Source organism: Rhodococcus sp. P4_C10, assembly GCF_056402135.1.
In genome coordinates this window covers 43,256-55,653 of the sequence record NZ_JBFUHZ010000005.1, presented here as the reverse complement: position 1 = coordinate 55,653, position 12,398 = coordinate 43,256, and the positions used below count along the sequence as shown (strand labels likewise).

Annotated in this window: 13 protein-coding genes; 3 read left to right on the top strand and 10 right to left on the bottom strand. The window is 71.8% G+C overall.

Annotated features, from left to right (window positions below):
- Positions 1 to 51: 51 nt before the first annotated feature.
- The 9 genes from AC1DWC_RS03790 to AC1DWC_RS03750 form a co-directional block, all read right to left on the bottom strand.
- Positions 52 to 207 carry a hypothetical protein gene (locus tag AC1DWC_RS03790; protein WP_477906237.1) on the bottom strand — a complete coding sequence of 52 codons (156 nt, stop codon included), beginning with the start codon at positions 205 to 207 and terminating at the stop codon, positions 52 to 54.
- 79 nt (positions 208 to 286) lie between these two features.
- Entirely contained in the window at positions 287 to 901 is a 615-nt protein-coding gene (gene hisB / locus AC1DWC_RS03785; protein WP_477906236.1) for an imidazoleglycerol-phosphate dehydratase HisB, read from the bottom strand.
- The gene (locus AC1DWC_RS03780; protein ID WP_477906235.1) at positions 898 to 2,046 is read right to left on the bottom strand and encodes a histidinol-phosphate transaminase; all 1,149 of its coding nucleotides are present in this window, start codon (positions 2,044 to 2,046) and stop codon (positions 898 to 900) included. Before AC1DWC_RS03780 ends, hisB begins: the two co-directional genes overlap by 4 nt.
- Entirely contained in the window at positions 2,043 to 3,380 is a 1,338-nt protein-coding gene (gene hisD / locus AC1DWC_RS03775; protein WP_477906234.1) for a histidinol dehydrogenase, read from the bottom strand. The genes AC1DWC_RS03780 and hisD overlap by 4 nt, the downstream gene beginning before the upstream one ends.
- Before the next feature lie 91 nt (positions 3,381 to 3,471).
- A complete protein-coding gene (locus AC1DWC_RS03770) occupies positions 3,472 to 4,725 on the bottom strand; it encodes a M23 family metallopeptidase (RefSeq protein WP_477906233.1) in 1,254 nt (417 codons plus the stop codon).
- A 10-nt stretch (positions 4,726 to 4,735) separates the two neighbouring features.
- Positions 4,736 to 5,278: a hypothetical protein gene (locus AC1DWC_RS03765; RefSeq protein WP_477906232.1), complete on the bottom strand. Its 543-nt coding sequence runs from the start codon at positions 5,276 to 5,278 to the stop codon at positions 4,736 to 4,738.
- Positions 5,279 to 5,381: 103 nt separating this feature from the next.
- Positions 5,382 to 6,209: a thioesterase family protein gene (locus tag AC1DWC_RS03760; protein WP_477906231.1), complete on the bottom strand. Its 828-nt coding sequence runs from the start codon at positions 6,207 to 6,209 to the stop codon at positions 5,382 to 5,384.
- A gap of 30 nt (positions 6,210 to 6,239) precedes the next feature.
- Entirely contained in the window at positions 6,240 to 7,772 is a 1,533-nt protein-coding gene (gene lnt, locus AC1DWC_RS03755; protein WP_477906230.1) for an apolipoprotein N-acyltransferase, read from the bottom strand.
- Between the two features lie 12 nt (positions 7,773 to 7,784).
- Positions 7,785 to 8,699, bottom strand: coding sequence for an alpha/beta fold hydrolase (locus tag AC1DWC_RS03750; protein WP_477906229.1), 915 nt, complete (start codon positions 8,697 to 8,699; stop codon positions 7,785 to 7,787).
- A gap of 117 nt (positions 8,700 to 8,816) precedes the next feature.
- Between AC1DWC_RS03750 and sigJ the strand changes: the two genes are divergently transcribed.
- Complete coding sequence (gene sigJ / locus AC1DWC_RS03745; RefSeq protein ID WP_477906228.1) at positions 8,817 to 9,692, top strand: RNA polymerase sigma factor SigJ; 876 nt, start codon at positions 8,817 to 8,819, stop codon at positions 9,690 to 9,692.
- A 22-nt stretch (positions 9,693 to 9,714) separates the two neighbouring features.
- Here the strand turns inward: sigJ and AC1DWC_RS03740 are convergent, their stop codons facing one another.
- Complete coding sequence (locus AC1DWC_RS03740; protein ID WP_477906227.1) at positions 9,715 to 10,740, bottom strand: alpha/beta hydrolase; 1,026 nt, start codon at positions 10,738 to 10,740, stop codon at positions 9,715 to 9,717.
- Between the two features lie 309 nt (positions 10,741 to 11,049).
- On the opposite strand from AC1DWC_RS03740, the gene AC1DWC_RS03735 reads away from it, so the two are divergent.
- Both AC1DWC_RS03735 and AC1DWC_RS03730 read left to right on the top strand, forming a co-directional pair.
- Positions 11,050 to 11,520 carry an NfeD family protein gene (locus tag AC1DWC_RS03735; protein WP_477906226.1) on the top strand — a complete coding sequence of 157 codons (471 nt, stop codon included), beginning with the start codon at positions 11,050 to 11,052 and terminating at the stop codon, positions 11,518 to 11,520.
- Positions 11,521 to 12,363, top strand: coding sequence for a slipin family protein (locus tag AC1DWC_RS03730; protein WP_477906225.1), 843 nt, complete (start codon positions 11,521 to 11,523; stop codon positions 12,361 to 12,363).
- Positions 12,364 to 12,398: the final 35 nt, after the last annotated feature.

Here is a 12,398-nt window from a genome sequence, read left to right as displayed (position 1 = left end):
GTGCGACCGGCAACCCGGGTGTGCGGAGCAGCCCGGCTGTCCCGGCAGGCACTAGACCAACCGCAGGATTCCGCCGACCGCCGCGATGACCGCCATGGCCAGCAGCACGCCCGAGGCGAACTTGTTGACCTTCCACAGCGAGTAGGCGCCGCCGCCGAGGAATCCGGCCGCCAGGAACAGGATGTAGATCAGTGCGTCTCCGCCCACGGCTACATCCCTCCCAAATTCAACTTCGCTCCGCGGGCTCCGCTCACTAGCCCTCTCTGATTCGCTCCGCGGGCTCCGCTCACAGCGCGCCCTTGGTCGACGGCACGCCGGTCACCCGCGGGTCCGGCTCGACGGCCTCGCGCAGCGCGCGGGCGACGGCCTTGAACTCCGCCTCCGTGATGTGGTGCTGGTCGCGGCCGTAGAGCACCCGCACGTGCAGCGCGATGCGCGCGTTGGAGGCGAGCGACTCGAACACGTGCCGGTTGATCACCGTCGCGTACGGCACCCCCGGGTACCCGCCGATGACGCTGTGCAGCATGTGGTCCGGCTCGCCGGTGTGCACGCAGTACGGGCGGCCGGAGACGTCGACGGAGGCGTGTGCGAGCGTCTCGTCCATCGGGATGAACGCGTCGCCGAAGCGGCGGATGCCCCTCTTGTCGCCGAGCGCCTGACCGAGCGCCTGGCCGAGCACGATGGAGGTGTCCTCCACCGTGTGGTGCGCCTCGATCTCGATGTCGCCCTCCGCCTTGACCGTCAGGTCGAAGCTGGCGTGGCTGCCGAGCGCCGTCAGCATGTGGTCGAAGAACGGCACCCCGGTGGAGATGTCGACGATGCCGGTCCCGTCGAGGTTCAACTCGACGGAGATGCTCGACTCCCGGGTGGTGCGTTCGACCTTCGCGATGCGGTCGGTCATCGATTGTCTCCTGTGCTGGGTGAGGCGGCTGCCAGTTCGGTGGCCGCGAGTTCGTCGCTGGCCGTGATGAAGGCGTCGTTCTCCGAGGCGAGTCCGACGGTGGCGCGCAGGAAGCCGGGGATCCCGACGTCGCGGATGAGCACCCCGCGGTCCAGGTAGGCCTGCCAGGCCCGGGCCGCGTCGGTGAACTCGCCGAACAGGACGAAGTTGGCATCCGACGGGATGACGTGGAATCCGCTGTCCGCGAGGGCCTTCGACACCCGCACCCGCTCGGCCGCGAGCGCGTGCACGCTGCCGAGGGTTTCGTCGGCGTGCCGCAGGGCCGCGCGCGCGGCGGCCTGGGTGACCACCGACAGGTGGTACGGCAGCCGCACCAGCAGCAACGCCTCGATGAACGCCGGCGCCGCCGCGAGGTAGCCGAGGCGGCCGCCCGCGAAGGCGAACGCCTTGCTCATCGTCCGGGTCACCACGAGCTTGGCCGGGTACTCGTCGATCAACGTCATGGCGCTCGGCGCCTCCGAGAACTCCGCGTACGCCTCGTCGACGATCACGACGCCGGGGGCGGCGTCGAGCACCCGGCGCAGGTCGGCGATGCCGACGCTGTGCCCGGTCGGGTTGTTCGGGCTGGTGACGAACACGACGTCGGGGCGGCGGTCCGCGATGGCCGCCACCGCCGCGTCGACGTCCAGCGCGAAGTCCGCACCGCGGAAGACCGGCAGCCACTGCGTGTCGGTGCCGTCGGCGATGATCGGGTGCATCGAGTACGACGGCACGAAGCCCATCGCGCTGCGGCCCGGCCCGGCGAACGCCTGCAGCAGCTGCTGCAGGATCTCGTTGGAACCGTTTGCGGCCCAGACGTTCTCGACCGTCACCGGCACACCGGTCTGCCGCGCGAGGTACGCCGCCAGGTCGGTGCGCAGGGCCACGGCGTCGCGGTCCGGGTAGCGGTGCAGCTCGCGTGCGGCCTCCCGCACCGACTCGGCGACGTCGTCGATCAACGCCTGCGTGGGCGGGTGCGGGTTCTCGTTGGTGTTCAGCTGCACCGGAACCGTCAGCTGCGGCGCCCCGTACGGCGACTTCCCCCGCAGGTTCTCACGGATCGGCAACTGGTCGAGCCGGGCGTCCCCGCCCGGTGCCGCGCTCACTTGAGCGCCTCGAAGCGGAGCCGGACGGCCTCGCCGTGCGCGGGCAGGTCCTCGGCGTTGGCCAGGGTGATGACGTGACCGGAGACGTCCTTGAGTGCCGCCTCCGAGTAGTCGACGACGTGGATGCCGCGCAGGAACGTCTGCACGCTCAGGCCGGACGAGTGCCGCGCGCAGCCGGCGGTGGGCAGCACGTGGTTCGAGCCGGCGCAGTAGTCGCCCAGGCTCACCGGCGACCACGCGCCGACGAAGATCGCGCCCGCGCTGCGGACCCGGCCGGCCACCTCGGCGGCGTTCTCGGTCTGGATCTCCAGGTGCTCGGCGGCGTAGGCGTTGACCACCCGCAGGCCGTCCTCGATCGAGGAGACCAGCACGGTGCCGGACTGGGTGCCGGCGAGCGCGGTCGCGACCCGCTCGCGGTGCTTGGTCAGCTCGAGCTGGGCGGTCAGCGCGGCGTCCACCGCGTCGGCGAGTTCGGTGGACGTGGTGACCAGGACGCTGGCGGCCAGCACGTCGTGCTCGGCCTGGCTGATCAGGTCGGCGGCCACGTGCACCGGGTCGGCGGTGTGGTCGGCGAGGATCGCGATCTCGGTGGGGCCGGCCTCGGCGTCGATGCCGACCATGCCGCGGCAGAGCCGCTTGGCCGCGGTGACGTAGATGTTGCCCGGCCCGGTGATCAGGTCCACGGGCGCCAGTTCCGCGCCGTCGGTGTCGGTGCCGCCGTAGGCGAGCAGCGCGACGCCCTGACCGCCGCCGACCGCCCACACCTCCTCGACGCCGAGCAGCTGCGCCGCGGCCAGGATGGTCGGGTGCGGCAGCCCGCCGAACGCGGCCTGCGGCGGCGAGGCCACGACCAGGGACTCGACGCCCGCGGCCTGCGCCGGCACCACGTTCATCACCACGGACGACGGGTACACCGCGTTGCCGCCGGGCACGTACAGGCCGACGCGGTCGACCGGCACCCACCGCTCGGTGACGGTGCCGCCCGGCACCACCTCGGTGACGGTGTCGGTGCGGCGCTGGTCGGCGTGCACCTTGCGGGTGCGTTCGATGGCGACCTCGAGCGCCGTCCGCACGGCCGGGTCGAGCTCGTCGAGGGCGCGGGCCAGCTCGGCGGCGGGGACCCGCACGGTGTCGGGGCGGACGCCGTCGAACTTCTCGCCGAACTCGAGCGCCGCCTCGGCGCCGCGGTCGCGCACGGCCTCGACCATCGGGCGGACCTGATGCAGCACCGCGTCCACGTCCACTCCACCTCGGGGCAGCGCCGCTCGGAGTTCGGCGGTGGTGGGGGTTCGACCGCGGAGATCGACGCGGGCGAGCTCGGTGCGGGCAGGCATGAGGGTCCCTTCGAAAGGATGGGTTTGTGTCGATTATCCAGGATAGTTGCTACTCATTTTCACCGACCGCCCGCGCGGCGCGGCGAGTGCGTCAGGACAACGCCGGGAAGTCGACGACGTCGCCGTCGAGGGGCAACTGGTCCGACCGTTCGCCGGCGTCCGGTCCCCGCACGAGGCTGCCGGTGTCGGTCGAGCCGACGAAGGTGAAACGGTCGATCTCGTAGGGGACGTTGTCGCTCGACAGCGGCAGCGGGGCCCGGGTCACGTGGAAGTGCAGGTGCGGCTCGGACGTGTTGCCCGAGTTGCCCAGCCGGCCGATCACCTGCCCCCGGGTGACCCGGTCGCCTACCTTCACCGATGCCGACGCCGGGATCATGTGGGCGTAGAACGCGAAATTGCCGTCGCCGATGTCGATGATGACGCGGTTGCCGCCCAACTGTTCGAGCGTGAGGTCCGCCGGGACCTGCTGCGGCACCTCCTCCGGCCGGTCCGACACGACCGCCACCACGGTCCCGTCGGCCACCGCCAGCAGTGGAGCGTCGTAGGCGAAGTAGTCCGCGTTCGTCGAGACATCACCGCGGTACGAGGTCAGCGGGGCGATGTCCGGGTCCAGACGCAGCCAGTCGATGGCATAGCGCTCGGCACCGTTGATCCTGCCCCCCGCCCCCATCATCGCTCCGCGGTGCGAGGTGATCACGCAACACGCGTTGGCTGCCACCCAACTGTCGCCGGCGAGCGGCGGCCCGATGACCACGGGCAGGCTCGTGCTGGTCGTGACGGCGCCACCGATCTGCGTGACCGTGTCCGGGTACCTGGCGCCGACGGCGGCTTCCGGCTCAGCGGCGGCGCCGAACGTGGCGGTCAGCCGATGGGTCACCTCGGCCGGCACGTCGGCGCGGGTCTCGTACACGTCGTCGAGCACCAACAGCGCGGTGCGCCCCGTCGGGATCTCGGTGAACGGCGCCGACGCGTAGTTCGGGAACAGCATCGACCGGGCCGCCACCTCGCTGCCCGCCACACTCGCGACCACTGCCCCGTCCGGTCCGCCGGCCAGGGTGTCGACCTGGGTGATGACGGCCGGGCGGGGCGAGGAGTTGAGCACCTCGATCTCGTAGGCCACGTGAACCTTGCCGTCGGTGCCGGTGACCGGAATCGGATCGGCACCGACGGTCGTGATCACCAACGGCGCCACCACGTCGACGTCGAGGGGGTAGCCGGGCGGGACGCCGCCCCGAGCGTCCTCGACCGACGTCGGCGGCTGGGGCGACCCGGCGGAATCGACCGACGACGAGCACGCTGCCACCAGCGCGGCACACGTCACGAGGAGCAGCGGAACTCTGCGCATGGGGATGTCCTTACGTCGACGGCATTCCGAGGTCAGGAACCATGGCGTGGCAGGCCGGTTGCGCGGCGCACGCGGCGGAGAGCGCGTCGAATCCGGCGGCCACGTTCGGCCACAGCGTGTCCACGAAGATCACATCGCGGTTGTCGTTGACGCCCAGGCCCCGGTAGAGGGTCACCCCCTCGAGCAGTCCACTGCCCCCGGACCCACCTGCCAGCGTCAGCAGCGGCGGCTGCGACGGCTGCGGGTTCCGTGCGCGTTGCCGCGCGACGGGCACGGTGACGGTGCCGCCGCCGGGCCGAGCTCGGTCCTGCGGGACTGTCAGTGTGCCGCAGACGAAGTCGTCTCCCAGCGGCGGCAACGACAGACCCGGCAGGACCGGCTCGGGGCAGGGGTTCGCGGCGTAGCTGTACGGCCCGAGTGGCAACGACGCGGCACCGTCGGCACCACTCGGGGCGGAGGTACACCCGGAAAGGACCATCAGCGCGGTGACCGAGACGGCGAACAGGCCTGTGCGGCGGCACAACCGGCGTCCGGTGCGCGATGGATTCGTCATGGCGACTCCAGAGCGGGCCCTGGCGGACTGCCTCAGCCCAACTCGTCGAGTCTATTCACGGAATGTCCGATTCTTCGTGGATTCGTCGAACGCGGGGGCCCACTCACACGTCGATCGGCAGCTCGAACTCGCCCTGTCCGGAGAAGTCCACCTGCCGCTGCGCGTTCGCCAGCGCGCTGACCACGCAGGTACCGATCGGCCCGCCCCGGTCGAAGAGCGTGGCGGTGCCGACCGCGATGCCGTCCGCGCTGTGGTGGTCGTCCGCCTCGAGTCCCACCTCCGGGCCCTCCGGCAGCCGCGAGAGCACCATCGTCAGGTCGACGTTGATGAAGCCGACCCCGGCGGTGCCCCAGTTCGTCATCAGGCTGGTCGGCTCGCCGGCCATCGCCGCCCGCACGAACGGCGACAGCTCCTCCCCCTCCACGACCGGAATGTTCTGGGACCACATCCGCTTTCGGCTCGCGCCCTGGTGCTCGAGCATGGAGGAGGACCAGCCCTCCGGATGGTCGTCGCTGCCGAACCAGGGTGGCCGCAGCTCGTCGACCGGGCCCGCGTCCGGCGGCGACGGCCGGTGCTCGCGGGTCCACACCTCGCCCGGCGGCTGCTCCGACCGGCGCAGGAACACGGCCGACGCCCGCGCCACCACCTCCCCGTCCTGCCACAGCTCGGCGTCCGCGACCCGGATCCGGCGCCCCTCCCGCACCGGCGAGGTGGTCGTGGTGAACGGCCTGGTCAACGCGGGCCGGAACAGGTCGACGGTGAGCCGGGCGGGGGTGAATCCCTCTGCGCCGTGACCGTTCTCGACCGCCCGCGCCAACAGTCCGCACAGCGCCGCGCCGTGCACCATCTCCTCCGACCACCGGCTGGTCGCGAAGGGCAGCGGCACGTAGCCGTCGTCGGTCGTGGCAAAGAACGCGAACTGGTCGGGCACGGCGAGCACTCCTGTCGACAGTTGAACTTCTCAACCAGATGATGGTTGCCCGGACCCGCGTCGGGTGCGAAACGGGCGAAATCGACGCAGCAGCGCTCCCGCCACGATCGCCGCGACCACCACGGGCGACAGCACCGGCACGTAGTTGCCGAACCGGACGAAGGGGGTGTCTGCCCCCGTGGCGGGCACCTCGACGACGAGGCTGCCGTGCTGGTCGGCGGGCATCGACCCGAGCCGCTCGCCCCGCGCGTCGAACGCCGCCGAGACCCCGGTGAGCGCGGCGGCCACCACCGGGCGGCCGGTCTCCGCGGCCCGCACCGCGCCCACGCTCGCGAGCTGCGCGGGTGCCCAACTGCCCTGGAAGGTGGCGGTCGAGGTCTGGTAGACCAGCACCTGCGCACCGTCGCGCGCCTGGCTCCGGGCCAGGTCCGGGAAGGTCTCCTCGAACGAGACCAGCGGCCCGATCGTCACCCCGCCGCCGGTCTCCATCGTCGTCAGTTCGTGCCCGGGTCGCCGGTTCTGGCCCGCGGCGGCGGTGATCCGGCTGACCCAGCCGAGCTGGTCCCGGAAGGGGACGTACTCACCGAACGGCACCAGCCGGGTCTTGCGGTAGGTGCCGCGCACACCCTGCCCGTCGAGCAGCACCGACGTCTTCGCGACCGCGCCGGTCGCGTCTCGGGCGTCGACGTTGACGAGCAGGTCCGCCCCGACCTCCCCGGACAACGCGGTGAGCCGGGCCAACACGTCCGGCCGGTCCGTCAGGTCCGCCCCGACGCTGCTCTCCCCCCACACCACCAGGTCCACCGGCCTGCCGATTGCGCGGGTCAGCTGCTCCTGGCTCGCCAGCAGGTCGCCGTGCACGATGCCCGGTTGCACGAGGGCGACGGTCGTGTGGATGTCGGCCGGTGGGGCCGGCCGGGCCGCGAAACAGAGCGGTCCCGCCGCCACCGCGACGGCCGCGGCGGCGGCGCCCCAGCAGCGGGCCGACCGGCCGCCGACGACCAGCAGTGCGACGCCGGTGTTGGCCGCGACCACCGCGAAACCGACGAGCCAGACGCCGCCGACCGCGGCGAGCGCCAGCACGGTGGGGTGGCGCCACTGGGTGGCGCCGAGCAACGACCACGGCCCGCCGAGCCACTGCCAGGACCGGATCGTCTCGACCAGCACCCACCCGGCGGGCACCCCCACCACGGCGCAGGCCGCGCGGGGTCCGGTGACGGGCGCCCGCAGCAGCGCGCGGACGAGCACCGCCCATCCGGTCCACAGCAACGCGAGCGCACCGATGACGAAGGGAAAGAAGAGCACCAGGTTCGGCACCAACCAGTAGTGGGCGGCGCCGAGGAAGCCGACGCCGGCCAACCACCCGAGCAGCGCGGCCTCACCGGCCGACGGCGCGGCCGCAAGCAGCAGCAGGACCGGGACCAGCGCCACCCATGCCAGGAACCCGAGGTTCGGCTCCGGGAAGGCCACGAACGCCAGCGCCCCGGCGACCGGAGACACGCCGCGGGGAAACCATCGTGACCGCATGAACGCCGGGGCACCGGCGTTCCCGAGAGTCGGCACGCATCCATCGAATCACGCTTCCACCTGCGGCTGCACCACCTCGGACCACCAGGCCCGCACGGCGGCGGCGAAGGTGTCGGGCGCGTCGTTCATCGGGAAGTGGTTGCCCTTCGGGACGACCACCTGACGGGCCGTGGGGAACAGCCTCAGCCAGTCGCGTTGAAAGTGCGCGGGGTCGTTGCGCTCACCGAAGATCGTCAGCACGGGCCGACCGCGCAGCGGGCCGCGCAGTGCCGCCTCGATCGCGTCGAGGCGAGGCCGCGAGCGCGACACGTCGTGCATCAGCGCGGTGAACGGCTCCCGCCGGCCGCGCTCTCGAGTCGGCCCGAGGAAGGCACGTCGGCCGGGACCGTCGAGCCGCCTGCCCACGCCGAACCTCGTTGCGGTGAGCCGCTGGATCAGGTTGGTCCGGACGTTCACTGCGGTCACCGCGCCGCCACCGACCAGTCGCAGCATTGCGCGCAGGAGCCGCTGACGCGGCCACCAGCCGAAGGTCTGCGCCACGACCAGGGCACGGACCTCCTCGGGACGACGCGCGGCGTAGTCGAGGCCGACCACGCCGCCGAGGTCGTGCAGCACCAACGTGATCTCGGTCAGCCCCAACTCGGCGACCAGGCCGGCCAGCACCCGCGAGTTCCCGGCCAGACCGACCCGGTAGCCGGCTCCGGCCTGTGAGAGTCCCGAGCCCGGGAAGTCCAGTGCGACGCACCGGAAGTCGTGCCGGAGCTCGGTGATGACGTCACGCCACACGAACGACCACATGCCGGCGTGCACGAACAGCAGGACCGGGCCGTGCCCGACGTCGACGTAGTGGATCAGGTTGCCGTGCACGTCGCGGTGGCGAATCTCGAACGGCCACTGCGACTGCGGCAGCCACTCCGGGCGGGCAAGGCCGATTCCCTGTCCTGGCCGCATTCGGGCATTCATCGTGAACCTCCTGGGAACCCTTGACGACCGGGGCGACGGTCAATCGGGTGGTGTGCCGCGCCATCGCGTGTCCACGTCGTCTTCTCTACGACGACGTGGCGGCGCAGGATGTGACAGGTGAGCGATCAGGTGGACCTGGCCGCCGAGTTCGAGGGGCACCGTGCCTACCTGCAGGCGGTGGCCTACCGAATGCTGGGCAGTGTCAGCGACGCGGAAGACGCCGTGCAGGACTGCTGGCTGCGACTGCAACGAGTGGACCGTGCCCAGGTCCGCAATCTGCGGTCATGGTTGACCCGGGTCATCGGACGCGTCTGCCTCGATGCACTCGGGTCGGCGCGGGCCCGCCGGGAGACCTACGTCGGCGAATGGCTGCCGGAACCCGTGCTCGGCGACGAGATGCTCCCCGATCCGGCGGACCGCGTCGCCCTCCAGGACTCCGTCGGGCTGGCGGTGCTCGTACTGCTCGAGACGCTGACCCCCGATGAACGAGTCGCGTTCGTCCTGCACGACGTGTTCGGCCTGCCGTTCGCGGACATCGCCGACGTCGTCGGCGGAACCTCAGCCGCGGCCCGCCAGCTGGCCAGCAGGGCGCGCGGCCGGGTGCAGTCGGGCCGACCGCGGGTCGAGGCCGATCCAGCCGTACAGCGCGCCGCGGTCGAGGCCTTCCTCCGAGCCGCTCGCGACGGTGATCTCGCCGGCCTGATCGAAGTACTCGATCCCGACGTCGTCTGGCACACGGACGCCGGCGGACGGCTCCCCGCCCCGCGGCGTCCCGTCGTCGGCGCCGACCGCGTCACGCGGATGGTGCTTGGGCAGGCGCCGACGTACACGCACCGGGCTCGGGTCGCCACGGTGAACGGCGCACCGGGAATCGTGGTCGTCGAGGCCGACACGGTCCAGGGTGTGATCGCGGTGACCGTCGCTGCTGGGCGGATCACGGAGGTGATGGCGATCTACAACCCGGACAAGATGCCCCGGCCCGCCGCACGCTGAACCGACCACCCACCGACGCGACTCACGAAATCTCGCGGGTCCCCGCCTCCCCCACGGCCAGGTGCGCGCGAACGAACTCGCCGACCCGCCCAATTGCGCGGCCGGCCTCCGGAACCCAGTCGGCCGCGGCATGGAAGACGTGGATCTGCCGGTCCCACACCTCGAGGGTGACCGGCACCCCCGCGGCGGTGAGGCGTTGCGCCATCAGTTCCGCGTCCGGGTACAGGATCTCGGTCGAACCAACCTGGATCAGCACCGGCGGCAACGCGCCGAGGGCGGCGTCCACCGGCGAGACCCGGGGCGGGGCCGGCGGGTCGGCGTGACGCTCGGCTCGGTCCGCCAGAGCGGTCAGGACGGGCAGCACCGAGCGCGGGAACATCGGGCAGGCGTCGGCTTTCGGGTCGGCCAGCTTGGCCGTCGGGTCCATGTCCGTGAGCGGCGACAGCGCCACCAGGGCGGCAGGCTGCGGCAGGCCGCGCGCGTCGAGCTCGAGCGCGGTCGCGAACGTGAGGTAACCGCCCGCCGAGTCCCCGGCGATGACGATGCGCTCAGGCGCGAAACCCTGTGCCAGCAGCCACCGGTACCCGGAGACCGCGTCGGCGACCGAGTCGGCGATCGTGTGCCTCGGCAACATCCGGTAGTCGACGCTGAGCACGGCAGCCTTCGCGGCCGCGGAGACCCACGACTCCAGCCGGCGATGGGTGTTCAGCCCGCAGACCAGGAACCCGCCACCGTGCAGGTAGAGCACCGCGGACGCGTCGTCGACCGCACCGGCCTCGAGCCACTCGGCGTCGCAGTGCGGCAGGCACACCCGGCGCCGCCGGACGTCACGGACGGGCGGCAGGAAGCGCGCGGCGACGTCGACCAGACCCGCGGGCCACAGCGGCCCGGGACAACGCGCCCAGAGCGCGATGAACGGCTTCACCGTGCACCGCACCGTCATGGCGAGGACCTGCGAGCGAAGGCTCGCGCCCGCCACGAACGTCGGCTCGGCGGCCGCCGCGATCGCCCGGGTCGCGGTGGGCTTGCGTCGTGGGCGCGCCCGCACGCGGCTCCCTCGGGCGGACCCCGCATTCGACGTCGGACTCACGGACATCTTCGGCTCCCGGCATGTCTGGATCGAACACCTGATGACGACCACGAGTGGCACGAACCAGGCACTGCCGAGGCGCGAAGGCAGCACCGACGATAGTACGTGTCGCAGATCACATTGACCAGAAGGTCACGGTATGAAGACGCAGGTCACAGCCCGATAAACGAGCCGGCGACCGTCGGTGGCGTACCCGTCGGCACACGCTTACCGTGGTGAGTGGAGGCCGCGCCATGAGGTGGGGCGGCCGAGTGCACGGGAGGGGCGATGGCCGCCCTGGGCGTACTTGCCTTGTTGCTCGGCGTGCTGCTGATCCTGGTGGAGGCACACGCCCCGACCGCCGGTGTGCTCAGCGGCATCTCGGTGCTCGCCATCGCCGCGGGCGTGTGGATGCTGTTCGTCGCCGGCGGCGCCGCCGAGACCCTGGCGGTGCCGATCGCCGCGGGCACCGCGGTCGTCGGCCTCGGCGTCACCGCGGTCGCGGGCCGCAAGGTGATCGCCGCCCGCCGCGAACCGGTGCGGGGCGGGGCACAGTCCCTGGTCGACCGCGAGGCGACGGTGACCAGTTGGTCCGGGTCGCAGGGCCAGGTGCAAGCCGACGGCGGCCTGTGGCGGGCCCGGATCGAGTTCGGCTACGACGCCGACCCGGCACCCACCGCGGGCGATCCGGTGGTGGTGACGGGTGTGCACGGGCTCACCCTGGCTGTCCGCCGCGCGCATCCATGGGAGGTGAAGTAGGTGACTGCACTCCTGGTCATCGTGGTGATGCTGGTCATCGCGGCCCTGGTCGTGCCCGGAACCGCGGTGCGGGTGCTGCGTGAGTACGAGCGGGCCGTCGTCTTCCGCCTCGGCCGGGCACTCGAGGTGAAGGGACCCGGCGTGGTGCTGCTGATCCCGGTGGTGGACCGGATGGTCCGGGTGGGCCTGCGCACGGTGACGCTGAAGGTCCCGGCGCAGGAGGTGATCACCCGCGACAATGTGCCCGCCCGGGTCACCGCGGTGGCCTATTTCCGGGTGCTCGACGCCGACCGCGCTGTCATCGAGGTGGAGGACTTCCTCGCCGCGACGATGCAGATCGCCCAGACCACGCTGCGGTCGGTGCTCGGCAAGGCGGAACTGGACACCCTGCTCTCCGACCGCGAACGCCTCAACGAGGACCTGCAGAAGATCATCGACCAGCAGACCGAGCCGTGGGGCGTCAAGGTCACCACCGTCGAGATCAAGGACGTCGAGATCCCCGAGAGCATGCAGCGCGCCATCGCCCGGCAGGCCGAGGCCGAACGCGAGCGGCGCGCCAAGATCATCAACGCCGAGGGCGAGTTCCAGGCGTCCGCGAAGCTTGCCGAGGCCGCCGAGGTGATCAGCCGGAACCCGACGACACTGCACCTGCGCTACCTGCAGACGCTGCGCGAGGTCGGCGGCGAGCACAACTCGACAGTGATCTTCCCGTTGCCGATCGACCTGATCCGGCCCTTCCTCGACGCGAGCGCGCCGACCACGACAACGGCGGCTGCGTCGACGGCGTCGCCCGCGCAGCTGAACTCTGACCATTCCGGGGACAGTCCGCCGACCCGGACCTAGCCTGCTGTTCGTGCCCCGACTCCGGTTTCTCCGAA